Source organism: Kitasatospora sp. NPDC023118 (assembly GCF_055560875.1).
Map to the genome: position 1 here is coordinate 244,274 of NZ_JBVHHW010000010.1, position 22,986 is coordinate 267,259.

A 22,986-nucleotide genomic window follows, 5' to 3' on the forward strand; every position below is an offset into this window, starting at 1 on the left:
CAGCCGATCCCACACCCAGGGCAACGGCCCTGCTCGGCGGGCCGCGGATGCAGGCAGTCGGTCGCACCCGCGGCGCCGGACAGTGACTTCGCCCGACCGGGTGATGAAATCCAGGCGAGGAGGCGCATCTGATGATCACTCGGCTCCGGGCCGAAAGCGCTCCGGCGGCGCGCAGCGCGGCGCTCGCCGGGGCCGAGACACTCGCGAGCCTGACGGTCAGGCCGCGACGGCCTTGGCGCGGTCGGCGGCGATGTGGACGGCGAGGCCGCCGAGGACGGTGCCCATGGCGTAGCGCTGGACCCGCAGCCAGGTCGGACGGCGGTTGAGGAAGTCGGCGATGCTGCCCGCGCTCATCGCGATCAGGCCGTTGACGGTGATGGCGATCGCGATCTGGGTCAGGCCCAGCACCAGGCTCTGCAGCGCCACGTGGCCGCGCTCGGGCGCCACGAACTGGGGCAGCAGCGAGATGTACATGATGGCGATCTTGGGGTTGAGCAGGCAGGTCAGGAAGCCCATCGCGAACAGGCGGCGCGGCGGGTCCGGGGGCAGCTGCTGCGGGGCGAAGACCGCCGTGCCGCCCGGCTTGACCGCTTTCCAGGCCAGCCAGAGCAGGTAGCCGGCGCCGGCCAGCTTGATCGCGGTGTACAGCGCGGGCACCACCGAGAAGACAGCGGCCACCCCGGCCGTCACCGCGACCAGGTAGACCAGGAAGCCGGTCGCGACGCCGGCCAGCGACACCAGCCCGGCGCGGCGGCCCTGCGCGATCGAGCGCGAGACCAGGTAGATCATGTTCGGCCCCGGCGACAGCACCATGCCCAGCGCCACGGCGGCGATCCCGAGCACCGCGTGGCCGTCCACGGCGGATATCAACGCGTCCAACTCGCTCATGGGAGGAGGCTAGGGTGCGGAGCGACCTCGATGCAATGATGACTTTGCGCTCGGTGCAATGTGCCGCGCCCTGGAACGAAGGGCTGGACGCCGATGGACGACTACCGCCTGATCGCGGACGGGATCGCCGCCGAGATCGCGGACGGACGGCTGCGGCCCGGCCAGCAGCTGGCCACCCAGCGCGCCTTCGCCCGCGACCGCGGCATCGCCAACTCGACGGCGACCCGGGTCTACCGCGAGCTGGTCCGGCGCGGGCTGACCGTCGGGGAGGTCGGCCGGGGCACCTTCGTACGGGCCGGGCGGGGTGCGGACGGCGGACGGGTCGCGCTCGCCGAGCCCGCCGCCGCGCCCGTCGACCTGGAACTCAACTACCCCACCGCGCCCGGGCAGACCGAGCTGCTGGCCGAGGGGCTGGCGCCGCTGCTGCGGGTGGACGCGCTGGGCGAGGCGCTGCGGCCGGTCGGCGCGGCCGGGACGGGCGCGGCGCGGCGGGCCTTCGCGGGGCTGCTGACGTCGGGCGCCCGGGAGGTTGACCCGGAGCACCTGCTGTTCGCGGGCAACGGGCGGCAGGTCATAGCGGGGGCGCTGTCCGCCCTGGTGCCGCCGGGGCAGCGGCTGGGCGTGGAGGCGCTGACCTATCCGGTGGTCAAGGCGGTGGCGGAGCGGCTGGGCATCCGGCTGGTACCGCTGGCGGTGGACGAGCACGGGCTGCTGCCCGACGCCGTGGCAGCCGCCCACCGTACGACGCCGCTGCGCGCGGTGTACGTCCAGCCGCGGCTGCAGAACCCGACCGGGGCGAGCCTGCCGCACGAGCGGGCGGTCACGCTGGCCGGGGAGCTGCGCCGGCTGGACCTGCCGGTGGTGGAGGACTCGATCTGGTCCTTCCTGCGGCCCGAGCTGGCGCCGCTCGCCGCGCTGGCTCCGGAGCGGACCGTCCTGGTCGACAGCCTGTCAAAGCGGCTCGCTCCGGGACTGACCAGCGGGTTCGCGGTCGTCCCAGACGGGCTGCGCGAGCGGGTGGCGGGCGCGTTGCGGACGGGCGGCTGGACGCCGAGCGGCTTCGCGCTGGAGGCGGCGGTGCGGTGGATCGGGGACGGGACGCTGACGGCGGTCGAGGCGGCGAAGCGCGCGGACGCGGCCGCGCGGCAGGAGCTGGCGCGGGAGGTGCTCGCGGGGCAGAGGCTGCGGGCGGACCCGTGCTCGTACTACCTGTGGTGGGAGCTGCCCGGGGCCTGGCGGGCGGAGACCTTCGTCGCAGCGGCGGCGAGGGCCGGGATCTCGGTGACGCCCGCGGCCGCGTTCGCGGTCGACCCGCGGAGCACGCCGTCGGCGGTCCGGGTCGGGCTGGCCTCGCCGCCGCTGCCGGTGCTGGCGCGGGCGTTGGGGGTGATGGCGGGGATTGCGGCGAACGGACGACAGATGGCAGATGACAGATGACAGGTAACAGGTAACAGCCGACAGATTTTGAAATCTGTCGGCTGTCACCTGTTATCCGTCAGCCGTCAGCGGTCAACCGTCCGCCCGCGCCCGGTTCCCCCGCGCCGCCGTGTCCGCGGCGCCGCCGGCCCCGACGGCGCGCAGGCGGGAGGCGGCGGTGGCGGCGAGCTGCGGGGCGAGCTTGGCCACGTCGCGGGAGCCGACCACCGCGATCAGGCTCGGCAGCAGCCAGCGCACCGGCTGCATGCCGCGCAGCCAGGCCTGGGCGTAGACGTGGGCGGAGCGGCGGGCGATCCCGGCGACGATCCGGTCCACCGCGGGCTCCAGCGGGTACGTCTTGTTGACCGGCCACGGCAGTTGGCCGCGCATCTGCTTCAGCACGGCGTCCTGGTCGGCGCCGCGCACCATGTCGGTATCGGTCCAACTCAAATACCCCACACCCACCTTGACTCCCTGGTAGGCGACCTCGGCGCGGAGCGAGTGGGCGAAGGCCTCCACCCCGGACTTGCTGGCGCAGTACGCGCTCATCAGCGGCGCGGGCGTCAGCGCGGCGAGCGAGGCGATCTGCAACAGGTAGCCGCGGCTCTCGGTCAGCGCAGGCAGGAAGGCCCGCGCGGTGGCGACGCTGCCGAGCAGGTTGACCTCGATGACCCGACTGAAGGCCCGGTGGTCGCTGTCGGCCAGCGGTCCGCCGATGGCGATACCGGCGTTGGCCACCACGGTGTCGATCCGCCCGTAGTGCTCCTTGATCCGGCGGGCGGCGTCGTTGAGCGCCTCCAGATCGGTGACGTCCACCTCCCACGAGGTGGCAGCCGGGCCGCACTGCGCCGCGACGGCCTTCAGCTCCTCCGGCTCCAGCCCGAGCAGCGCGACCTTGGCGCCGCGCCGGGCGAGCTTGCGGGCCAGCGAGGCGCCGACCCCGCGGGCGGCTCCGGTGACCACCACGACCTGCGCGGACAACGGCGGAATGGCGTTCATGCGACGGTGCTCCTCTCAGCGGCGGAAGCGGCCGAAGTACCGGAAGCAGCGGTGGCAACGGCAGCGGAAACAGCAGCGGGGGCCTCGGCGGCCAGATGTGCGGCGGCCATCCGGTGGATCTCGGCGGCGACCTCCACCGGCCGCTCCAGCGGCGACATGTGCCCGACCCCGGGAAGCAGCAACAGCCCCTGAGGGTCGGCGAGTTCGGCGATCATCCGATGGGCGTGCACCGGCGGGGTCAGCCGGTCCGCGGTGCCGACCACCACGGCGGTGGGCGCGGCGACCCGGCCGAGCCCGGCGCGCACGTCCAGCCGGCCGAGTACCCCGGCCCAGTTGGCGCGGACCGTGGTCGGGCAGGCGTGCACGATCCGGGCCGTCGCCTCGGCCTGCCCGGCCGGCGAACCCGGCCCCATGGTGGCGTACTTGAGCGCGGCGCGGCTGACCGGCGTGACCGGTCCGAGCGGCATCCGGGAGAGCAGCAGCCGCCGGTGCAGGAAGCGCCGCAGGCCCGGGGAGCGTACGGCCCCCGGCAGGACGGTGAGTTCGGCGACCAGTTCGGCCGGGCCGGTGGAGATCAGCACGTTGGCGGCGGTGCGCTCGGCGACGTCGGGGCGACCGCCGGCGGCCATGATGGTCATCCCGCCCATGCTGTGCCCGGCCACCACCGCCCGCTGCCCCGCCGGAACGGCCCGCGCGAGCACAGCGGCGAGGTCCTCGGCGAGCGCCCGGGTGGAGTAGCGGACCCGGCTCGGCGGGATCTCGCTGCGCCCGTGGCCGCGTTGGTCGTAGGCCACCACCCGGTAGCGGCCCGAGAGTTCGCGGATCACCGGGGCCCAGAAGGCGGTCGAGCAGGTCCAGCCGTGGGCGAGCACCACGGTGGGCGCGCCCGGCTGGCCGTGCACCTCGACGTGCAGCCGGATGCCGTCGGCCGAGCGGACGCTCAGCTCCTCGACGGGCACGGGCGGCACGTACTCGGCGGGCAACTCGACGGAGCTCATGCGGAAACCTCCTGGGCGGTCAGGGCGTCGGCGGGCGCGGCGCGCATGATCAGCTCGTACTCGCCGAGGTCGACCTTGCGGGTGGCGCGGCGGAAGGACGTCGTAGAGCCGGGCCAGAGCACGGTGTTCTTGCCGCTCGGGTCCAGGTACCAGCTGCGGCAACCGCCGGTGGTCCAGACCGTGCGGTCCATCCGGTGCTGCAGTTCGAGGTTCCACTGCCGCTGGGCCCGGACGGTGGGCTGCATCGCGGTGGCGCCGACCGACTTGAGCGTGGTCAACGCATCGATCAGGTAGTTCAGTTGGGACTCGATCATGAGGATCATCGAGCTGTTGCCGAGACCGGTGTTGGGGCCGATCACGAAGAACAGGTTGGGGAAGCCGCGCACGGTGGAGCCGCGCAGCGCCTCCATGCCGTCCTTCCACTCCTCCGCGAGGCTGGTCCCGTTCACGCCGAACACGCGGGAGCCGATGGGCATGTCGGTGACGTGGAACCCGGTGCCGAAGACGATCGTGTCCACCTCGTGCTCGCTGCCGTCGGCGGCCACCAGGGTGGAGCCGCGCACTTCGCGCAGGCCGGAGGAGACGACCTCGGTGTTGGCGGCGGCGAGCGCCGGGTAGTAGGTGTTGCTCAGCAGGATGCGCTTGCAGCCGATCCGGTAGTCCGGGGTGAGCCTGGCGCGCAGCGCCGGGTCGGCGACGCCCTGGGCGATGTGGCGTTCGGCGAGCTGCTGGACCACGCGCAGCAGTCCGGGGCGGCGCACGAAGGCGTCCACCTGGAGCTCGCGCAGGGCGAAGAGCGTGCCCCGGCGGATCTTGGCGGTGACCGGCAGGCGGCCGTGCAGCCACTTCTCCAGCTGGCTGATCTCCCGGTCCCGGCGCGGCAGCACCCAGGCCGGGGTGCGCTGGAAGACGGTGAGCCTGCCGACCTCGGGCTGGATCGACGGGATGATCTGGGCGGCCGAGGCGCCGGTGCCGACCATCGCGACGCGCTTGCCGGTCAGGTCGTAGTCGTGGTCCCAGCGGGAGGAGTGGAACACCTTGCCGGGGAAGCCGCTGAGGCCGGGCAGGTCGGGGATCCGCGGGTCGGCGAGCGGTCCGGCGGCGGAGACGACGGCGTCGGCGGTCCACTGCCCGGCCGAGGTGGTGATCCGCCAGCGGGTCTGCTCGCTCTCCCAACGCGCCTCCATCACCTCGGTGTTGAAGCGCAGGTGCGGGCGGAGGCCGAAGACGGTGGCGACCTTCTCCAGGTAGACGCGGATGTCCGGCTGGCCGGAGAAGCTGCGCGGCCAGTCGGGGTTGGGCGCGAAGGAGAAGGAGTAGAGGTGCGAGGGCACGTCGCAGGCGCAGCCGGGGTAGCTGTTGTCACGCCAGGTGCCGCCGACGGAGTCCGCGCGCTCCAGGATGACGAAATCGGTGATCCCGGCGCGGCGCAGCCGGACCGCGGCACCGAGGCCGCCGAATCCGGAGCCGATCACCGCCACCCGGACGTGCGGGACGGTCTCCCGCGCAGCAGTGGTGTCGGTCGCTGCGGACGTGCCGGAGCGGGGGCGTTTGCTGCTGGATGCCATGCGGCAACCTCCTGGGGGTGGGGCGGTGATCGTCGCGCTTTCCCGGGGCCGTCCGCCCCGGAACCTCCCGGGGGCTCACCTCCGGGACCCTGCCAATCGCGCCAGTAATCACTGGCACGGTTGGCAGGGTAGTCCTTGCTGACACCGGATGGAAGAAGCACGACGGCCCCGATTCACCGGAAGTTCCCGAAGGCACCCCAGCCGACGCCACGGACCTATGCTGATCGCCGTGGACAAGGTCAGAGCTGCTGCGGACGACAAAAAGCGCGAGTACCGGGTGGAGGAACTGGCCGAGGCGGCCGGGATCACCACCCGCACCCTGCGCTTCTACCGCGAGCGCAAACTGCTCCAACCGCCCCGCAAGGAGGGCCGGATCGCCTGGTACGGCGAGGAGCACCTGGCCCGGCTGCGGATGATCGGCGAACTGCTCGACCGCGGCCACACCCTGGGCGGGATCGCCGAACTGATCGGCGCCGGGGAGAGCGGGCAGGACGTCGCGGAGCTGATCGGGCTGGAGGCGGCGATCGTCGCGCCCTGGTCGGACGAGACCCCGGTGCGGCTGGACTGGGACGAGCTGAAGGCCGCCTTCGGGGACCAGCTCACCGAGGAGAACACCGCCGAGTCCATCGCCCAGGGCTACATCACGGTCGAGGAGGGCGGGATCACCCACGTCAGCCGTCGACTGATGGACGCCACCACCGAACTGGTCGCCGAGGGCGTGCCGCTCTCGGCGGTACTGGACGCCAGCCGGCGCACCCAGGAGCACATCGACGCCATCGCCGAGATCTTCATCGAGGTGGTCAGCGACCACCTGCTCAGCGCGCTCTCCGGCGAGACACCACTGGCGCCCGGCGAGGCGGCCCGGCTCACCGAGCGCATCCTGCGGGTCCGGCCGCTCGCCCGTACCGTCGCCGACGCGCAGTTCACGCTCGCGATGGACCGCCGGGTGCGGGCCGAGTACGCCGAACTGCTGCGCCAGCGACGGGAGTACGGCTCCGAGGCGTAACGGGCCTGCCGGACGGGCAGAGATGCCCGCGCCCCTAGCTGTTCGCTGTCATCTGTTAGCTGTTTGCTGATAGCTGTTTGCTGTTTGCTGTTAGCTGTGCGCCGCCAACCGCTCGCTGTCGCCCGCCCCGGCCGCCTGCCTGCCTGCCACTACTCGGCATCGTCCAGCGCCCCCGGCGCCAGAGCCGGCGACGGGAAGACGTGCCGCACCTCGCCGCCGGCCCACCAGACGCCGACCGCGAACACGGCCGCCGCCTCCAGCAGTCCGGCCCGGTCCAACCCGCCGCAGTCCACCGGCGTACACCCCATCGAGGCCACCAGCCCGGCCACCACCGCACCGGCCTCCGGACCGTCCGCGCAGTACGGAACGCCGAGTGGCACACCCTCGAAGCCCGGCCGCGGCATCGTCCAGATGCTCTCGTGGCAGATCCCGAAGACCTTGGCCACCCGGGCGTCCGGCGCCACCGCGGCCAGCCGCCGGGCCACCGAGTCGCCGGCCCCCGCCGTGGTCAGCGCCGGCCCGTACGCTCCGGGGGCCATCGGCACCGTGCAGTCCAGCAGAGTCCGTCCGGCCAGTTCGCCCGCCAGCGGCGCGACCACCGACACCGTCGCCTCCGCCGGCACCGCGACCAGCACGGCCTGCCCGAACCGCGCCGCCTCCGCAGGCCCGCCACCGCCCGACGCCCCGATCGAAGCAGCGACGTGCCGAGCCACCACCGCGTCCCGCCCGCCCACCAGAACCTCGTGTCCGGCCCGCACCCAGGCCCCGCCCAGCGCCGTCGCCATGGCGCCCGTACCGAGAATGCCGATCCGCATGGTCCACTCCTCGCTCGCCCTACCCGTCACCGGCGGCCGCCTCCGCGCACCGCCCTGCCCGGACGCTAGCCGGGCCGATGCACACCGCGCGGTACGCAACGGGTCGGGCAGGATGAGCACATGAGGAGCGAAGGGGATACCGGGGACGGGGCGGTCGACGACCTCGGCGGCGGCGTGTTCGCCGCGGACTGCCGAGCGCGGCTGGCCTTCGAGGTGATCGCCAATCGCTGGGACAGCGTGGTGGTGTACGTCCTCGGTGAGCGCGGGCCGACGCGCCCCCGGGCCCTGCTCGACCGGATCGGCGGGATCAGCCCCAAGGTGCTCAACGAGACGCTGCGCCGGCTGGAGTACAACGGTCTGGTGGAGCACCGCCGTTACGCGGAGGCCCCGCCCCGCGTCGACTACACGCTCACCGAGGCGGGCGCCGCCCTGATCGGCCCGATCCGCGCCCTCGGCGCCTGGGCCGCCGACCACGGCGACGCCGTCCTCGCCGCCCAGGAGCGACACACCGGCGCGACGAGCTGACGCACTGACACACCCATGGACACGGAACTGGACGAACTGGAAGTCATCACGCTCTTCGTGGCGGACGTCCCCGCCGCGAAGGCCTGTACCTGAGCACCTGAAGACGCGACGGCGGGGACGACGGTGGTCCGCACACCGTCGCCCCCGCCGTCAACCCGGCCGGCAGGCACCCACCCGCGACCGGGCCGCTCGGACGTGTCCCGGGCCGGTCCTGCCCAACTCAGGCCCGACCCGGGTCAGGCCCGAGCTAGTTGACGTTGACCGCGGTCCAGGTGGCCGCGACCGCGTTGTACTCCGTGCTGTTCGCGCCGTACAGGTCCGAGGCCGCGCTGAGGGTCGCCGCACGCGCGCCCGCGTAGTCCGTGGTGGACGTGAAGTACGTGGTCAGCGCGCGGTACCAGATCTGCGCGGCCTTGTCCCGGCCGATGCCCGCGAGCGTCGAACCGTCGGCCGTCGGGCTGTTGTAGTCGAACCCGTTGATCGTCTTCGCGCCGCTGCCCTCGGACAGCAGGTAGAAGAAGTGGTTCGCCACACCGGACGAGTAGTGCACGTCCAGGTTGCCGACGTTCGGGTCCCAGTTGTCGGCGGACTGGCCGTCCTTGCTCGGCTGGTCCATGTAGCGCAGCGGGCTGCCGTCGCCGCGCAGGTTGATCAGCTCGCCGATCCAGTAGTTCGGCGGGTTCGAGGGCAGGTTGGCGTACCACTCGACCATGGTGCCCATGATGTCCGAGGTGGCCTCGTTGAGGCCGCCGGACTCACCCGAGTAGTTCAGGTTGGCCGTCGCGGCGGTGACGCCGTGGGTCATCTCGTGGCCGGCCACGTCGATCTCGGTCAGCGGGGCGGCGTCGCCGTTGCCGTCACCGTACGACATGCAGAAGCAGTCGTCGCTCCAGAACGCGTTCACGTAGTTGGAGCCGTAGTGCACCCGGCTGAGGGCGCCGACGCCGTCGTTGCGGATGCCGTTGCGGCTGAAGGTGTTCTTGTAGAAGTCCCAGGTGGTGGCGGCACCGAACTGGGCGTCCACAGCGGCGGATTCACGGTTGGACGCGGTACCGTCACCGAAGCTGTTGCTGGTGTTGGCGAACAACGAGCCGCTGCCCGTGGTCCCGTTGCTCATGTCGGTGGTGGACTGGCCGCCGCGGCTGGTGTCCTTGAGCTCGAACTGCGAGCCGTTCTGGTTGGTGTTGAGCTGGACCTGGCCGACGAAGACGCCGTTGCCGGTGCCGGCCGCGGTCTCGATCTTCTCGTGCGTGGAGAGGACCTGACCGCTGGCGGCGTCGGTGATCAGGATCTGGCTGCTCGGGGTGCCGTCCGAGCGCATGCCCTCGACCGTGGTCCGGTACGCCAGGCGCGGGTGGCCGTCGGTGGCCCAGACGACCAGCTCGGGCTTGCCGGTCTGGTGGACGTCGGAGATCGGGGCCTCGTCGGAGTCGACGGTGACGCCGACGGTGGCCCTGACCGCGCCGGTGGCCTGGTCGGCGGCCTTGTCCGCGGGGATCTGCGGGGTCAGGCTCGGCAGCGCGATCTGGGCGGAGACCGCCTTGTTCACCGACTTCACGGCACCGTCGGCCTTCTGGTGGACGATCAGGTCGCCGCCGATCACCGGCAGGCCGGCGTAAGTGCGCTCGAAGCGCAGGTGCCGGGTGCCGTCCTTGTCGACGATGGCGTCCTTCGCGACCAGCTTCTCCTGGTCGCCGAGCGCGAGCGCCTTGGCGATCGGGCCGGACTGGCCGTTCGCCACCGCGAGGACGGCGGCGTGCTGCTGGGCAGCCTGGGCCTGGAGCGACGGGGCAGCCGGCGACGCCTGGGCGACGGAGGTGCTCACCTGGATCACACCGGTCAGCATGGCCGTGGCCGACAGAACGGCGACAGCTGCGAGCTTTCGGTTCACGTACGAGTCCTTCCGGGAAACCGCGTGTGGGCGCGGTCGCACCGCGTCCCGGGGGCCGGGGTCGGCACCTGTGGGGCGGAACGGGCGCTGACGTGCTGAAACCCCGTGCGGTCGAGCGGCTCGCCACCGAGGGGTGGGGGTGGGGGCTACCGCTGGGGGATGACCAGAAGCATGACAATCCAGCAGGTGAAATGACAGGTCTGACTCAACTATTGGCCAGGTCCCGCCAGTTGGTAAAGCAGGTCAAGTGGCAGTCAAATCGGGGCAACTCGCCCCACTGAGTGATGGGTTCCGACCCGAACAACGGCCGACCGCCTGCACCGAAAGCCAATCAATCGTCAGGCGCGAGCAAAGTGATCATTTTCGATCACCAATCGTTCACTTTTTACAGGTGTGTAGATGTTTCCATACACATCCTTGACCGCCGGGTGGCGAGGTCTCGCCACCGGTGCCCCTTGCCCCGGCAAGCGGGCGCCTGCTAGTGCGGGCCCCACCCCTCAGACGAAAGCCGAGTAATCGCCCGACTACCGTACGGTGTACCGCAGTTGGCGCACGACGGCGCGGTCCTGCGTCACTGCTGGAACCGCCACTCCTGCGCCGGGTTGTCGGGCGTGCAGGCGACCATGGTGATCTCGTTGCCCGGGCCGTTGTTGGTCATGCAGGCCTGGTTCATGTAGTCGCCCAGGGTGTACGAGCCCGCTGAACTGCCGTTGCGGACCGTCCACCTGGTGAGGAAGCTGAACCCGTTGTTCAGCACCACCTTGCCGTCCGTGGTCTGGACGAGCATCGGACCACCGTTGTTGCAGGCGTTGAACACGATCCAGGTGCCGGGGTCGGTGGAGCGCACCCAGCCGTACTGCGCGGCGCCGCCGAGCACGATCGGGTTGTCGCCGCTCAGGCTGTCGTTGCGCAGCCCGATCGGGCGGCCGTCCTTGGCGCTGACGATGGTGCTCCAGTCGCGGCCGCCGCAGGACGCGGGCCGGGTCGGGGTCTGCGGGGCGGGCGGATTGCCGCCGCTGGTGGTCTGGCTCCCTGGTTGCGGCTTGGGATCGGCGGGCGGGTTGGCCGGGCCTCCCCCGTTGCCTCCCCCGTTGCCGGAGCCGGCGGGCGGGTTGACCTGGCCACCCGAGGAGCCGCCGGACGCCGAACCGCCGCCGGAGCCGGAGTTGGAGCCGCCTGCAGCGGAGTTGGCGCCCCCGCCGCCGCCCCGGCCCGGCTGGACGCCCCCTCCCCCGCTCACCGCGCCGCCGTTCCCACCCTGGGCCGGGGCCGGGACGGGAACGTTCGGCTGTCCACCGGGCGGCGGCTGGTCGGCGGCCGGGGTGGCAGACGGGGTGTCGGTCGGCTGCGGGGTGGCGGGCGCGGTGGTGCCGGCCGCGGGAGAAGTGGTGGTCTGGGCCGCTGGGACGGTCACCACCACGGTCGGCTGGGCGGCGGGCGGCACGGCCGTGTTGGAGGCGCCGGGGCCGCGGTCGATCAGCAGGGCGGTCGCCGTGCCCATCGAGATGACGACCGGAATGATGATCGGCACCAGCAGGGTGCGCCGCGAACGGCGCTTGCCCGGTTCGGTCTCCGCCTGCGGATCGACCTTCACCACCTGATCCGCCCCGGCGACCGCGGCCCCGGCCCGCGCCGCCCGCAGGTCGATCGTCCCGCTGTCCGCCGCCTTCCACGGCGCCGCGGGCGCGCCGATCGCCGCCCGGGCCGCGGCCGCCATCTCGGCGGCGCTCGCGTACCGGTCCTCGGGGTTCTTGGCCAGCGCGGTGGCGACCAGCTCCCGCACGGCCGACGGGAAGGTCTCCGGCAGCTCGGGCACCGGCTGGTTGACGTGCTTGAGCGCGACCTGCAGCGGCCCCTCGCCCAGGTACGGCACCTGACCGACCAGCAGCTCGTAGCAGACCACGCCGATCGAGTAGAGGTCCGAGGCCGGCCCGGTGACGGCCGACGCCGCCTGTTCGGGGGACATGTACGCCGCCGTGCCGATGATCGCGTACGGGGCGGTGAGCTTGGTGCTGGCGATCGCGCGGGCGATGCCGAAGTCGGTGATCACCACCCGGTCGTCGTCGCGCAGCATCAGGTTGGAGGGCTTGACGTCCCGGTGCACGATCCCCCGCCGGTGGGCGGCGTGCAGCGCGTCCAGGGCGTCGGCGAGCAGGCCGAGGGCGCGCTCGGCGCCCATCGGCCCGCTCTCCGTGAGCGCCTGGTTGAGCGGGCGGCCCTCGATCAGGTCCATCACGATGTAGGCGCAGCGCTCGTCGCCGTCCCCGTCGCTCTCCCCGTAGTCGTGGACGCCCACGATGCCCGGGTGGTCGATCGCGGCGACCAGCTGGGCCTCCCGGCGGAAGCGTTGGACGGCGGTGCCGTCCTCGAACAGCTCGGCGCGCAGGATCTTGATCGCGACCTGCCGTGCCAGGACCTGGTCGTCGGCCCGCCAGACCGCGCCCATGCCCCCGCCGCCGAGCTTCTCGACGAGCGTGTACCGACCGCCGAGCACGGTGCCCGCGCCAATCATCGGCACTGTCCCCCCAGGTGTCGTGACCCGCCCCAACGGGTCGTCGGCACACAGTGTGCCAGAGGGTGCCGCGGGCCCAGCAGGCGCTGCACGTACGAAGATTGGACAGATCTATCAGGCGTACCGGATGTTTCGGGCGTGGTCGGACACCTCCAGGACGGCCGCGGTGACGGCGCGCGGTTTGTCGGCGTGGACGGCGTGCCCGGCGCCGCGCACCACGATGTGGCTGCCCCGGACGGCATTAGCCGCGATTCGGGACTGCAGGGCGGTCCAGCGGGCGCGCAGGGCGCGGGGCAGCCCCTCGGTCGCGCTCAGCACGGCCACCGGCACCTCGGGCAGCCGTCCGGCGGAGCGCCGTCGGCGCAGCTCGGGGGCGGCGAGACCGGTCAGCCGGTTCTCGGCGAGGACGGTGCGCCGCTGGTGCGGGTGGGCGACGACGGCCGCCTCGGCCCGGGCGAGCGCGCCCTCGCCGCCCGGCCCGGCGGGGATGAGCGCCGCCCGGAGCAGCCAGAGCCGGTTCAGCACCGCCTCGGCGGCGCCGATGGCCGGCGGCCGGAACTCTTCGTGGGCCGGGTCCACCAGTACCAGGCCGGCCACCAGCTCCGGCCGCTGCCAGGCGAGGAGTTGGGCCAGCTGACCGCCCCAGCTGTGCCCGACCAGCACGGCCGGTCCGGCGTCCAGGTGCCGCACCAGGGCGGCCAGGTCCCCGGTCTGCGCCTCCAGGGTCAGGCCGAGGGCGCGGTCGGGCTCGCTGGCGCCGAGCCCGGGCCGGTCGTACGCGACGACCCGGACGTGCTCGGCGAGTTCGGGCAGCACCGGGGCCCAGGTGAGCGAGGAGGTGCCGCAGCCGGCGATCAGCACCACCGGCGCGCCGGCGCCCGTACCGGCTTCCACCCAGCGCAACGCCCGTCCGTCGCGGTCGAGTTCGCCCGGCCGCAGTTCGACCGGGGTGCGCTCGGCCATGGCTCGGACGATGGCTTCCTGGACGTCCCGCAGGCCCCCCGGCCCGGCTGGCGTTTGCCACTTGGTCTGCACGTTCGGTTCCCCCTGGATCCGTCGGTGTCGCTCCCGCCGTCGCATGGCGGGAACCCGACGCTGGCTGCCCGATGGCACCGGCATCCAAACCCCACCTGGACGACGGGCGAACGGAGGACCAACAAACCGGCGGACGTCAGGCGGGCAGGGTGCGCTTCAGCAGGGAGAGCAGCGCCTTCCAGTGCCGGGCGTCGGCGGCCGCGTCGTAGCGGGTGGTGTCGGCCTGGGTGTAGCCGTGCGGGGCGCCCGCGTAGACCTCCGTCGTGTGGCGCACCCCGGCGGCGGTGAGGGCCTGGTCGAGCCGGGAGATCTGCTCGGGCGGCAGCGACTCGTCCTGGTCGGCGTGGCCGAAGTACAGCTCGGCGGTGATCCGGTGGGCGCCCAGGTGGGGACTGTCCGGGCGCTCGGTGGCGAGGTTGCCGCCGTGGAAACCGGCCGCGACGGCGATCCGGTCCGGGTGGCTGGCGGCCGTGCGCAGCGCCAGCAGGGCGCCGCGACAGTAGCCGGTGAGGCCGATCGGGCCGTCCTGGACCAGCGGGGACTCGGCGAACCAGCGCAGGAAGGCGTCGGCGTCGCGGGCGGTCGCCTCCGGGGTGAGGGTGGCCAGCAGTGGGACGATCTGGTCGAAGATCTCGTCGCACTGCTCGATGTCGATCAGCTCCGGCAGCTCGACCAGTGGCGCGCGGCCGTTGCGGTAGAAGGCGTTGGGGAGGAGGACGGTGTACCCGGCCGCGGCGAGCCGGTCGGCCATGCCCTTCAGGTGCGGGCGGAGCCCGAAGGCGTCCATGTGGAGCAGGACTCCGGGGTGGGGCCGGTCGTCGTCGGGGTGGGCGAGGTAGGCGTCGGCGGTGCCGTCCGCCGTCGGGATGTCCACGAGGGTTCCGCGCACGGTCATGGTGAGGGCTCTCCTTAGGGTTCGCGGGCAGCGTATCCGGTGCGCCCTTCGGGAGGCCGACGTCGCCCGGCCGGCCGCTCGGGAACGCCCGTACGGCGGTGCGGCGTTGAGGGGGCATGGGGTGGATCGTGAGCGTGGCGTGCGTGGTGGCCGTGACGGTCGGGCTGGTGGTGCTCTCGGCCTGTCAGATGTGGGACGAGTCCTCGCGGCGCCGTCGGCCGCGCGCGCCCGGGGTGGGGGTGGGCGGCGGCGGTGGCCTGGAGGAGCTGCACGCGCTGTTCAGCCCGGGCAAGCGGATACAGATCGAGCAGCGGCGGGAGCAGCTGGCGCTCCGGGACGACGCGGAGGCGGGGGCGCCGCCGCACTTCGGGGTGGACCTGGAGCGGGGTGTGGCGGTGCTGCCTCGCGCCAAGGGCGACGAAGGGGACGGGCGGTAGGGCCGCACACCTGGCTGCGGGCCCGCGGACGGACCGTCAGAGCCGGCGCAGCCGCTCCTCGTCGCTGGTGCGCGGGCAGGTCAGGCAGGCGACGGCCTCGGGCTTGACCGCGTAGTAGAGGCAGCAGCCGAGCCGGGTTCGGGTGTGGTGTTCGCGGCCGTCGGGGGTGCGCAGCCGACGGAAGTCGGCGGCGCCCGGGAGCGGCAGGGTGCTGCCGGGCAGCAGGGCCCCGGCGGCGACGACGGCGTCGTCCTCCGCGGTCGCGTCCCGGGCGGTCGCGTCGCGGGCGGTCGTGTCCCGGGCAGTCGCGTCGCGGGCGGTGGCGTCCCCGGCGGTGGTGTCCCGGGCGCCGAGCATCCGGCCGAGGTACCAGACGGCCGAGGCGAGGTCGTCGGTGACCATGCCCCAGAGCGCGCGGTCGCGGCGGCGGGTCGGTCCGGCGAAGGCGGCGAGCACCGGTTCGAGGTGGGCGACCACGGCGGCTCGCAGTTCGGCGCGCAGTTCATCGTCGCCGGGGAGGTCGCCGGGGAGGTCTCCAAAGAGGTTTGCGCGGAGGTCTCCTACGAGGCCTCCCGCGAGGCCGACATGTCCGCCCGGGCGCAGCGCGAGCCGGCCGGTGGGGGCGTGCAGCCAGAGGTCGGCGGGGTCGACGGCGGGGACCCGCCGGGCGAGGTGCCAGGGGCCGGCGATGAGCAGGCAGGCCGACCAGACGTAGTGGTGGAGCAGCCGGGAGGCGGTGACGTGCGGGCGGGGGGCGCGGCCGTGCTCGGCGGCGATGCGGTCCTCCGCTCCGGCCAGAACGGCGGCCAGCGCCCGTTCGTCGGTGGCGAGTTGGGCCCCGGAGTACCAGCCGTCGGCGGCCGAGGGGTCGGGCTCGACGGGGGCGAGTAGGCGCAGCTCCAGCACCGGGCAGAGCTCGCGCAGCCGCTCGTAGTCTCCGACCAGGGCGGAGGGCCGCGCCTGAGCGAGTACGGGCAGGGGTGTTCCGGGAACCATCGGCACTCCCGAGATCGATTTCGAAAGATCGATTAAGGTGAGCCTCACCTTACATCGCCTCAGTGGGCCCACCCGACCACCTCGCGTCACGGTCGAGCGGTCCACCCGGGCAGGCGACTCGACCTTGACGAAGTTAGGTAGCGAGCAGGAGCTGCACCGGCTCGCCGCCGTGCTCGCCGACCGGCCGGAGACGGTCGTGGACGTGCCGCTCCGGGTCAACCTGCCGGTGGTCACCGACGCCCTGGCCGCGGTGCCGCTCGCGATGGGCGGACGCCCGACGCCGTTCGGGCTCGACCCGGACCGGGTGGAGGAGTGCGTCCGGCTGCTCACCGGCGGCGGACCGCTTGGACGCCGGCTGCGCCTGCGCGGGGTGCACGCCCATCTGGCCAGCGGGCTGGCGGCGGCGGAGCAGCTGTCGGTCGCCGAGCAGATGACGGCTGACGGCTGACAGAGTTCAGATGACAGATTTCAACATCTGTCATCTGAACTCCGTCAGCTGTTCGCCGCCCCCGTCCGCCGCATCCCCCCTCCGCCCACTCGTGCGACAGTGGTAAGCAGCGAAGGGAGCGCGAACGTGCTGATGGACAAGGTGGCGGAGATACTCGCCGAGGCGTCGGCCGAGGCGGTGGAGCCACGCTTCCGGGCACTGGCCGCCGGCGAGGTGATGGAGAAGGCGCCCGGCGAGGTCGTCACGATCGCCGACCGCGAGGCCGAGGCGATCATCGCCCGCCGCCTGAGCGAGCTGCTCCCCGTCCCGGTCGTCGGCGAGGAGGCGGTCGCCGCCGACCCCTCGCTCGCCCAGGCCATCCACGACGAGCCCGCCGTCTGGCTCGTCGACCCGGTGGACGGCACCTCCAACTTCGTCGCCGGCTGCCCCGACTACGCCGTGATGTGCTCCCTCGTCCGCTCCGGCCTGGCCGTCGCCTCCTGGATCTGGCAGCCCGCCACCGCCACCGCCTACCGCGCCGAACTCGGCGCCGGTGCCTGGCGCGACGGCGAACGCCTGACCCGCACTCCGGCACCGGCCGACACCGCCAAGCTGGCCGGTGTCCTGAAGAGCCGCTTCCTCGATCCGGAGCGGCGCCGCCACCTGGAAGCCAACTGCTCGGCCTTCGGCGAGATCTCCCCGGGCCGGAGCGCCGCCGGGGTCGAGTACCCGGACGTCGCCGAGGGCCGGTTCGACTTCATCTTCTACTGGCGCACCCTCCCCTGGGACCACGCCCCCGGCTCCCTGCTGCTCACCGAGGCCGGCGGCGTCGCCGCCCGCCTGGACGGCGGCCCCTACCGCCCCGAGGCCCCCGGCTGCGAGGACGGCCTCCTGGTCGCCGCCGACCCCCACACCTGGGAACTCACCCGCGGCATCCTGCTGAGCGACTGACCCCACCGGGACGGGCCCGCTACCCCGCCCGCTACCCCGCGACCTTGCGCCCCGCGCCGACCACCTCCCGCAGCAGCGCGCCCACCTCCCCCACCGTCGTGTGCGGGTTGAGCAGGGTGAGCTTCAGCCGCAGCCGCCCCGGCCCCTCGCCCGGCAGCTCGGTGCGCCCGACCACCGCCCGCCCGGTGCGCAGCAGCAGCCGGCGCAGCTGCCCGTTCAGCTCGTCGACGGCCGCCTCGTCCGTCATCCCAGGCGGCCGGTAGCGGAACAGCAGCACGGTGAGCACCGGCTCGGCGTGGAGTTCGAGCGAGGGCTCGGCGCGGACCGCCGAGGCGGCGGCGAGCGCCAGTTCGTGGCAGGCGTCCACCAGCCGGCCGAGCCCCTCGCGGCCGAGGACGCGCAGGGTGACGGCCAGTTTGAAGGCGTCGGCCCGACGTGTGGTGCGCAGCGAGCGGCCGAGCAGGCTGGGGTAGCCGGCCTGTTCGTCGTCCACCGGGTTGAGGTACTCGGCGCGCCGGGCGAGCGACACGTAGGTCTCCGCCCGGCGGACCAGGAAGATCCCGGCGGCGGCCGGCTGCCAGCCGAGCTTGTGCCAGTCGAGGGAGAGCGAGTCGGCACGGGCGATGCCGTTCAGCAGCGGGGCGAGCCGGTCGGAGAGCAGCGCGCCGCCGCCGTACGCGGCGTCGACGTGCAGCCAGGCGCCGTAGCGGCCGGCCAGGTCGGCGGCGGCGGCCAGTGGGTCGATCGCGCCGGTGTCGGTGGTGCCTGCGGTGGCGACGACGGCGATCGGGGTCCGTCCGGCCCAGCTGGCCTCGGCCAGGGCGCGTTCCAACTCATCGGGCAGCATCCGGAGTTGGCGGTCGACCGGGACGCTGACCACGGCCCGTTCGCCGAGCCCGAGCAGGGCGGCGGAGCGCTGGACGGAGAAGTGCGCGGCCTCGGAGGCGAGGATGCAGGGGCGTACGCCGGCCGGGACACCGTCCAACTCGACGATGCCGTCGAGCTTCTGGTCGCGCGCCAGCATGAGCCCCATCAGGTTGGACTCGGTGCCGCCCGAGGTGAGGACGCCCGCCGAGCGCGCCGGGTCGTAGCCGACCAGCGCGGCGAGTTCGGCGAGCAGCGCGGTTTCGAGGGCCGTCGCGGCGGGGGCCTGGTCCCAGGAGTCCTGCGAGGGGTTGAGCGCACTGACGGCGAGGTCGGCGGCGGTGGCCACGGCGAGCGGCGGGCAGTGCAGGTGGGCGGCGCAGGCGGGGTCGGCCGGGTCGGCGGCGCCGTAGGCGAGCAGTTCGGTGAGCCGGGCCAGTGCGCCGCGCCCGCCGGGCCCGGCCAGACCGTCGGCGACCAGGGCGGCGATCTCGGCGGGGCTGCCCGCGGGCAGCGGGCCGGAGCGCAGCGCGGTGCCGGTGTCGAGCGCGTCGAGGACGGTGGCCAGCAGCGGCCCGAGCGCGCCTGGCCCGCCGGCCCCGCCCGCGAGCGCGTCCAACGAAACGTCCTCGCCCGGCAGTTCGGGGTCCGCGCCGGGTCCGGTGGTCACGCGCCACCCCGGGGGGATGCGGCGGCCGCGATCGCCTCCGCCAGCCGGTCGAGCACCGCGGCCACCTGCTCGTCGGTGACGGTGAGCGGGGGCAGCAGCCGCAGCACCGCGTCGTGCCGTCCGCCGAGTTCCACGATCAGGCCCCGTGCCAGGCACGCCTCCCGTACCCGCACGGCGAGCGCCGGATCCGCCGGATGCGCCCCGCAGGCGTCGGCCTCGGCCGCCGGGTCGACCAGCTCGACGCCGAGCATCAGCCCGCGCCCGCGCACATCGCCGATCACCGGCAGTTCGGCGGAGAGCTCCCGCAGCCGGGAGACCATCCGCGCGCCGACCACGGCGGCCCGCTCGGCCAGCCCGTGCTCGGCGACGTACCGCAGGGTGGCGGCCCCGGCGGCCATGGCAAGGGTGTTGCCGCGGAAGGTGCCGGTGTGGGCGCCGGGCCGCCAGCCGTCGTAGTCCTCGCGGTAGACGACGACGGCGAGCGGCAGGCTGCCGCCGATGGCCTTGGAGAGCACCATGGCGTCCGGGACGATGCCGCTGTGCTCGACCGCCCACATCGCGCCGGTGCGCCCGACGCCGGTCTGCACCTCGTCGACGATCAGTGGGATGCCGCGTTCGGCGGTGATCCGGCGCATCTCGCGCAGCCAGCCGTCGGGCGCGGGGACGACCCCGCCCTCGCCCTGGACGGCCTCCAGGATCATCGCGGCGGGCGGCACGACCCCGCCCGAGGGGTCGTCCAGCAGCCGTTCCACATAGGTCGCGGCGAGTTCGGTGCCCGTCTCCCCGCCGACCCCGAACGGGCAGCGGTAGCCGTACGGGTAGGGCAGCCGGACAACTTCGCCGCCGCTCGGCAGCGGCTCCTTGACGGTGACGTTGCCGGTGAGCGCGAGGGCTCCGGCGGTCATGCCGTGGTAGGCACCGGTGAAGGCGAGGGCGCCGGGGCGGCCGGTGGCGGTCTGCATCAGTTTGAGCGCGGCCTCGACGGCGTCCGTCCCGGCCGGTCCGCAGAAGTGCACCCGGGCGCGGGCGGCGAACTCGGTGGGCAGGCTCTCGAACAGCGCGCTGGTGAAGTCGTCCTTCTCGGCGGTGGCGAGGTCGAGCAGGTGCAGCGGGGCGCCGCTGTCGAGGGTGCGGCGGATCGCCTCCAGCACCACGGGGTGGTTGTGACCGAGGGCGAGCGTGCCGGCGCCGGAGAGGCAGTCGAGGTAGCGCCGCCCGTCGGCGCCCTCGACGGTCATGCCGTTGGCCCGGACCGGGACGATCGGGAAGGAGCGGGCGTACGTCCGGGCGGCGGACTCGCGGACGCGCTGGCGGCGCAGGATGGCCTCACCGGTGGGCTGGGCCCCGGCGGCGGTGGCCCCGGAGGCGGCCTGGGCGGGTACGGCGGCGAGCGACAAGGCGAACCCCCAGAAGAAGTTAGGTAAGCCTAACCTTATCGCTCGTGACCTGGTGAACTACCCCGGGGACACCCAGAACCACCCGAGCGGGTGAACCTCCCCCGGCGTGACTGCCGCCGCCCCCGACCAGCCCAACGAGCGCCGCGCCGAAGGGTCACGCCCGGCCCATCCACCGGTAGCACAGCTCCGGCCGCCCGACGTTCCCGTACTGCGGCTCCCGCACCGCCCGCCCGGTGTCCACCAGGTGTTCGAGGTAGCGCCGCGCGGTGATCCGGGAGACCCCGGCGGCCGCGCCCGCGGCGGCCGCCGAGAGCCCGGTCGCGGCCTCGCGCAGGACGGATGCGACGGTGTCCAGGGTGGGCGCGCTCAGCCCCTTGGGCAGGGTGCTGCGCTCGGGCGTGCGGAGCAGCGCGAACGCCTGGTCGACCTCGTCCTGCCCGGTCGCCTCGCCCGCTCGCCCGAGGCTGTCCCGGTAGCGGGCGTAGCGCTCCAGCCGGTCGTGCAGGGCCGCCGCGCTGAACGGTTTCAGCAGGTACTGCACGACCCCCGCCGAGACCGCCTGCCGCACCATGGCGAGGTCGCGGGCCGAGGTGACGGCGATGACGTCGGTGCCGTGCCCGGCGGCGCGCAGCGTACGGCACAGCCGGAGGCCGTGGCCGTCCGGCAGGTAGAGGTCGAGCAGGGTGAGGTCGACGGGCGTCCCGGCGGCGCGCGCCTTCTCCAGGAAGCGCAGCGCGTCGGCGCAGCTGTGCACCGTCCCGGCGGCATGGAAGCCGGGCTCGCGCTCGACGTAGAGGGTGTGCGCGGCGGCGGCCACCGGGTCGTCCTCGACCACCAGTACGGAGATCCCCGCCCGGGCGCCTTCGGTCGCCGTCATGCCAGGGCCCCTTGCCGCTCCCGGGCCCGGCCGGCCAGTGGCAGCCGTACGGTGAGCACCGCGCCGCGCTCCCGCCCGACCTCGACGGTGCCGCCGTTGCGCCGCGCGGCCTGGGCGACCAACGCCAGCCCGAGGCCGTGCCCGCGGCCGTCCTGCTTGGTGCTCCAGCCGCGCCGGAAGACGTCCTGGACGGCGGACGGGTCGATACCCGCCCCGGTGTCGGCGACCCGCAGCAGCAGACAGGCGTCCGGGGAGTCCTCGCCGTCGATCCGGGCGGTGACGGTGACCTCCGGCGAGGCCGGGCTCTGTGCGGCCCCGGCGATCGCGGCGTCCACCGCGTTGTCGATCAGGTTGCCGAGCACGGTGATCAGGTCCCGGGCGGAGAGACCGGGCGGGAGCACCCCGTCGTCGATCCGGCTGTCCTCGGTGAGGGTCAACTCCACGCCCCGTTCGGCGGCTTGGGCCGCCTTGCCGAGCAGCAGCGCGGCCAGTACCGGCTCGCTGACCGCCGCGACCACCCGGTCGGTGAGCTGCTGGGCGAGTTCGAGTTCGGCGGTGGCGAACTCCACCGCCTGTTCGTGGCGGCCGAGTTCGATCAGCGAGACGACCGCGTGCAGCCGGTTGGCGGCCTCGTGCGCCTGCGCCCCGAGCGCCTCGGTGAAGCCGCGCACGGAGTCCAACTCACCGCTGAGTGACTGCAGTTCGGTGTGGTCACGGAGGGTCACCACCCGGCCGAGGCCGGTGCCGATGACGGAGGTGTTGAGCACCACGACCCGCTCGACGGTCAGGTGCACCTCGTCCCGCACCGGCGCCTCGCCGAGCACGGCCGCCACCAGCGCCTCGGGCAGGCCCAGCCCCGCCACCGGCCGTCCGTCCAACTCGCCGGTCAGGCCGAGCAGTTCGCGGGCGGCATCGTTGCACAGCACCACCCGGTGCGAGCGGTCGAGCAGGATCAACCCTTCCCGCACCGAGTGCAGGGTGGCCTGGTGGTACTCGTAGAGGTGGCTGAGCTCGTCCGGCCCCATGCCGTGGGTGTGCCGCCGCAGCCGGGAGTTGGCGAGGTAGGTACCCACTCCGCCGAGCGCGAGCGCGGCCACCGCGACCCCGACCAGAGCCAGCAGCGGGCCGCTCAGCTGGGCCGAGATCGACTCCAGCGTCAGGCCGACGCTGACCAGCGCGACCACCCGGTGCCGGCTGTCCCACACCGGGGTGACCACCCGCACGGACGGGCCGAGCGTGCCGGTGTAGGTCTCGCTGCGGGTCTGGCCGGCGAGTGCCCAGTCGATGTGCCCGAGGTAGCGCTTGCCGATCTGCTCGGGCAGCGGGTGGGTCCAGCGCACCCCGCCGGTGTCCATGACGGTGATGAACGAGACCCCGGTGTCCTGACGCACCTGCTCGACGTACGGCTGGAGCACCGCGGTCGGGTCGGACCCGGCGACGGCGGACCGGACGGCCGGCGAGTCGGCGACGGCATGGGCGACCGAGGTGACCTCGCGGCGGGCCGCGTCCTCGGTGCGCTCGGCGGTGAACAGGTACGCGAGTACCGCGCCGCCCGCGACCACGGCGGCCACGATGACCACCTGGACGACGAACAGCTGCCCGGCCAGGCTGCGGACCAGCCGGCCCGGCGGGGGGAGCCACCGGCGGCGCGGGCGGGCGGGGGCGGTGCGCACGGACATGCCTGCCAGTGTGCACCACGCCCTCCGGGCCCCCCAGGGGCCGGAGGGCGCCGGTCGGCCGCGAAGTCCGCTGAGACCGCGAAGTCCGTGACCGCGCGACTCGGAGCCAGCAACGCCAGGGCGAAGGCGATCGGCCCGCG

20 protein-coding genes are annotated in these 22,986 nt (G+C 73.7%); 6 read left to right on the plus strand and 14 right to left on the minus strand.

Features of this window, described 5'->3' with window-relative positions; translation table 11 throughout:
- Window positions 1-216: 216 nt before the first annotated feature.
- Window positions 217-888, minus strand: a complete 672-nt coding sequence (locus ACZ3UD_RS15855) for a LysE family translocator (RefSeq protein WP_465586867.1) — start codon at window positions 886-888, stop codon at window positions 217-219.
- A gap of 93 nt (window positions 889-981) precedes the next feature.
- Here ACZ3UD_RS15855 and ACZ3UD_RS15860 point away from each other — a divergent pair, with 93 nt between their 5' ends.
- Window positions 982-2,325, plus strand: coding sequence for an aminotransferase-like domain-containing protein (locus ACZ3UD_RS15860; RefSeq protein ID WP_465586870.1), 1,344 nt, complete (start codon window positions 982-984; stop codon window positions 2,323-2,325).
- A 72-nt stretch (window positions 2,326-2,397) separates the two neighbouring features.
- Here the strand turns inward: ACZ3UD_RS15860 and ACZ3UD_RS15865 are convergent, their stop codons facing one another.
- The 3 genes from ACZ3UD_RS15865 to ACZ3UD_RS15875 are packed head-to-tail and all read right to left on the minus strand — an operon-like array spanning window position 2,398 to window position 5,869.
- Entirely contained in the window at window positions 2,398-3,303 is a 906-nt protein-coding gene (locus ACZ3UD_RS15865; protein WP_465586873.1) for an SDR family oxidoreductase, read from the minus strand.
- Window positions 3,300-4,301, minus strand: a complete 1,002-nt coding sequence (locus ACZ3UD_RS15870; protein ID WP_465586875.1) for an alpha/beta fold hydrolase — start codon at window positions 4,299-4,301, stop codon at window positions 3,300-3,302. Before ACZ3UD_RS15870 ends, ACZ3UD_RS15865 begins: the two co-directional genes overlap by 4 nt.
- The gene (locus ACZ3UD_RS15875) at window positions 4,298-5,869 is read right to left on the minus strand and encodes a flavin-containing monooxygenase (protein ID WP_465586877.1); all 1,572 of its coding nucleotides are present in this window, start codon (window positions 5,867-5,869) and stop codon (window positions 4,298-4,300) included. The genes ACZ3UD_RS15870 and ACZ3UD_RS15875 overlap by 4 nt, the downstream gene beginning before the upstream one ends.
- 229 nt (window positions 5,870-6,098) lie before the next feature.
- Between ACZ3UD_RS15875 and ACZ3UD_RS15880 the strand changes: the two genes are divergently transcribed.
- A complete protein-coding gene (locus tag ACZ3UD_RS15880; RefSeq protein ID WP_465586880.1) occupies window positions 6,099-6,875 on the plus strand; it encodes a MerR family transcriptional regulator in 777 nt (258 codons plus the stop codon).
- Between the two features lie 149 nt (window positions 6,876-7,024).
- Here the strand turns inward: ACZ3UD_RS15880 and ACZ3UD_RS15885 are convergent, their stop codons facing one another.
- Complete coding sequence (locus tag ACZ3UD_RS15885) at window positions 7,025-7,690, minus strand: NADPH-dependent F420 reductase (protein ID WP_465586882.1); 666 nt, start codon at window positions 7,688-7,690, stop codon at window positions 7,025-7,027.
- 120 nt (window positions 7,691-7,810) lie between these two features.
- Here ACZ3UD_RS15885 and ACZ3UD_RS15890 point away from each other — a divergent pair, with 120 nt between their 5' ends.
- A complete protein-coding gene (locus ACZ3UD_RS15890) occupies window positions 7,811-8,215 on the plus strand; it encodes a winged helix-turn-helix transcriptional regulator (protein ID WP_465586884.1) in 405 nt (134 codons plus the stop codon).
- A gap of 247 nt (window positions 8,216-8,462) precedes the next feature.
- Here ACZ3UD_RS15890 and ACZ3UD_RS15895 read toward each other — a convergent pair whose 3' ends face one another.
- The 4 genes from ACZ3UD_RS15895 to ACZ3UD_RS15910 form a co-directional block, all read right to left on the minus strand.
- The gene (locus tag ACZ3UD_RS15895; RefSeq protein ID WP_465587002.1) at window positions 8,463-10,061 is read right to left on the minus strand and encodes a M4 family metallopeptidase; all 1,599 of its coding nucleotides are present in this window, start codon (window positions 10,059-10,061) and stop codon (window positions 8,463-8,465) included.
- 616 nt (window positions 10,062-10,677) lie between these two features.
- A complete protein-coding gene (locus tag ACZ3UD_RS15900) occupies window positions 10,678-12,618 on the minus strand; it encodes a serine/threonine-protein kinase (RefSeq protein WP_465586887.1) in 1,941 nt (646 codons plus the stop codon).
- Window positions 12,619-12,732: 114 nt separating this feature from the next.
- Window positions 12,733-13,581 (minus strand): alpha/beta fold hydrolase, encoded by an 849-nt coding sequence (locus tag ACZ3UD_RS15905; protein WP_465586890.1) that lies wholly within the window; start codon window positions 13,579-13,581, stop codon window positions 12,733-12,735.
- A 208-nt stretch (window positions 13,582-13,789) separates the two neighbouring features.
- A complete protein-coding gene (locus tag ACZ3UD_RS15910; protein WP_465586893.1) occupies window positions 13,790-14,548 on the minus strand; it encodes a dienelactone hydrolase family protein in 759 nt (252 codons plus the stop codon).
- A gap of 116 nt (window positions 14,549-14,664) precedes the next feature.
- Between ACZ3UD_RS15910 and ACZ3UD_RS15915 the strand changes: the two genes are divergently transcribed.
- Window positions 14,665-14,985: a DUF6191 domain-containing protein gene (locus tag ACZ3UD_RS15915; RefSeq protein ID WP_465586896.1), complete on the plus strand. Its 321-nt coding sequence runs from the start codon at window positions 14,665-14,667 to the stop codon at window positions 14,983-14,985.
- Between the two features lie 36 nt (window positions 14,986-15,021).
- Here ACZ3UD_RS15915 and ACZ3UD_RS15920 read toward each other — a convergent pair whose 3' ends face one another.
- Window positions 15,022-15,981: a (2Fe-2S)-binding protein gene (locus ACZ3UD_RS15920; protein ID WP_465586899.1), complete on the minus strand. Its 960-nt coding sequence runs from the start codon at window positions 15,979-15,981 to the stop codon at window positions 15,022-15,024.
- Between the two features lie 124 nt (window positions 15,982-16,105).
- Between ACZ3UD_RS15920 and ACZ3UD_RS15925 the strand changes: the two genes are divergently transcribed.
- On the plus strand, window positions 16,106-16,429 hold the full coding sequence (locus ACZ3UD_RS15925) for a hypothetical protein (protein WP_465586902.1): 324 nt from the start codon (window positions 16,106-16,108) through the stop codon (window positions 16,427-16,429).
- Window positions 16,430-16,561: 132 nt separating this feature from the next.
- Entirely contained in the window at window positions 16,562-17,359 is a 798-nt protein-coding gene (locus tag ACZ3UD_RS15930; protein ID WP_465587005.1) for an inositol monophosphatase family protein, read from the plus strand.
- A 31-nt stretch (window positions 17,360-17,390) separates the two neighbouring features.
- On the opposite strand, the gene ACZ3UD_RS15935 is transcribed toward ACZ3UD_RS15930, so the two are convergent.
- The 4 genes from ACZ3UD_RS15935 to ACZ3UD_RS15950 form a co-directional block, all read right to left on the minus strand.
- Window positions 17,391-18,893, minus strand: coding sequence for a pyridoxal phosphate-dependent decarboxylase family protein (locus ACZ3UD_RS15935; protein WP_465586905.1), 1,503 nt, complete (start codon window positions 18,891-18,893; stop codon window positions 17,391-17,393).
- The gene (locus ACZ3UD_RS15940; protein ID WP_465586908.1) at window positions 18,890-20,290 is read right to left on the minus strand and encodes a diaminobutyrate--2-oxoglutarate transaminase; all 1,401 of its coding nucleotides are present in this window, start codon (window positions 20,288-20,290) and stop codon (window positions 18,890-18,892) included. Before ACZ3UD_RS15940 ends, ACZ3UD_RS15935 begins: the two co-directional genes overlap by 4 nt.
- 154 nt (window positions 20,291-20,444) lie before the next feature.
- The gene (locus ACZ3UD_RS15945; protein ID WP_465586910.1) at window positions 20,445-21,167 is read right to left on the minus strand and encodes a response regulator; all 723 of its coding nucleotides are present in this window, start codon (window positions 21,165-21,167) and stop codon (window positions 20,445-20,447) included.
- Window positions 21,164-22,846, minus strand: coding sequence for an ATP-binding protein (locus ACZ3UD_RS15950; RefSeq protein WP_465586913.1), 1,683 nt, complete (start codon window positions 22,844-22,846; stop codon window positions 21,164-21,166). Before ACZ3UD_RS15950 ends, ACZ3UD_RS15945 begins: the two co-directional genes overlap by 4 nt.
- Window positions 22,847-22,986: the final 140 nt, after the last annotated feature.

Bases quoted from the DNA above. Each gene is read 5' to 3' on its own strand.
- ACZ3UD_RS15855 (WP_465586867.1), bottom strand. From the start codon at position 888: ATGAGCGAGTTGGACGCGTTGATATCCGCCGTGGACGGCCACGCGGTG.
- ACZ3UD_RS15860 (WP_465586870.1), top strand. From the start codon at position 982: ATGGACGACTACCGCCTGATCGCGGACGGGATCGCCGCCGAGATCGCG.
- ACZ3UD_RS15865 (WP_465586873.1), bottom strand. From the start codon at position 3,303: ATGAACGCCATTCCGCCGTTGTCCGCGCAGGTCGTGGTGGTCACCGGA.
- ACZ3UD_RS15870 (WP_465586875.1), bottom strand. From the start codon at position 4,301: ATGAGCTCCGTCGAGTTGCCCGCCGAGTACGTGCCGCCCGTGCCCGTC.
- ACZ3UD_RS15875 (WP_465586877.1), bottom strand. From the start codon at position 5,869: ATGGCATCCAGCAGCAAACGCCCCCGCTCCGGCACGTCCGCAGCGACC.
- ACZ3UD_RS15885 (WP_465586882.1), bottom strand. From the start codon at position 7,690: ATGCGGATCGGCATTCTCGGTACGGGCGCCATGGCGACGGCGCTGGGC.
- ACZ3UD_RS15890 (WP_465586884.1), top strand. From the start codon at position 7,811: ATGAGGAGCGAAGGGGATACCGGGGACGGGGCGGTCGACGACCTCGGC.
- ACZ3UD_RS15895 (WP_465587002.1), bottom strand. From the start codon at position 10,061: ATGCTGACCGGTGTGATCCAGGTGAGCACCTCCGTCGCCCAGGCGTCG.
- ACZ3UD_RS15900 (WP_465586887.1), bottom strand. From the start codon at position 12,618: ATGATTGGCGCGGGCACCGTGCTCGGCGGTCGGTACACGCTCGTCGAG.
- ACZ3UD_RS15905 (WP_465586890.1), bottom strand. From the start codon at position 13,581: ATGGCCGAGCGCACCCCGGTCGAACTGCGGCCGGGCGAACTCGACCGC.
- ACZ3UD_RS15910 (WP_465586893.1), bottom strand. From the start codon at position 14,548: ATGACCGTGCGCGGAACCCTCGTGGACATCCCGACGGCGGACGGCACC.
- ACZ3UD_RS15915 (WP_465586896.1), top strand. From the start codon at position 14,665: ATGGGGTGGATCGTGAGCGTGGCGTGCGTGGTGGCCGTGACGGTCGGG.
- ACZ3UD_RS15920 (WP_465586899.1), bottom strand. From the start codon at position 15,981: ATGGTTCCCGGAACACCCCTGCCCGTACTCGCTCAGGCGCGGCCCTCC.
- ACZ3UD_RS15930 (WP_465587005.1), top strand. From the start codon at position 16,562: ATGGACAAGGTGGCGGAGATACTCGCCGAGGCGTCGGCCGAGGCGGTG.
- ACZ3UD_RS15945 (WP_465586910.1), bottom strand. From the start codon at position 21,167: ATGACGGCGACCGAAGGCGCCCGGGCGGGGATCTCCGTACTGGTGGTC.
- ACZ3UD_RS15950 (WP_465586913.1), bottom strand. From the start codon at position 22,846: ATGTCCGTGCGCACCGCCCCCGCCCGCCCGCGCCGCCGGTGGCTCCCC.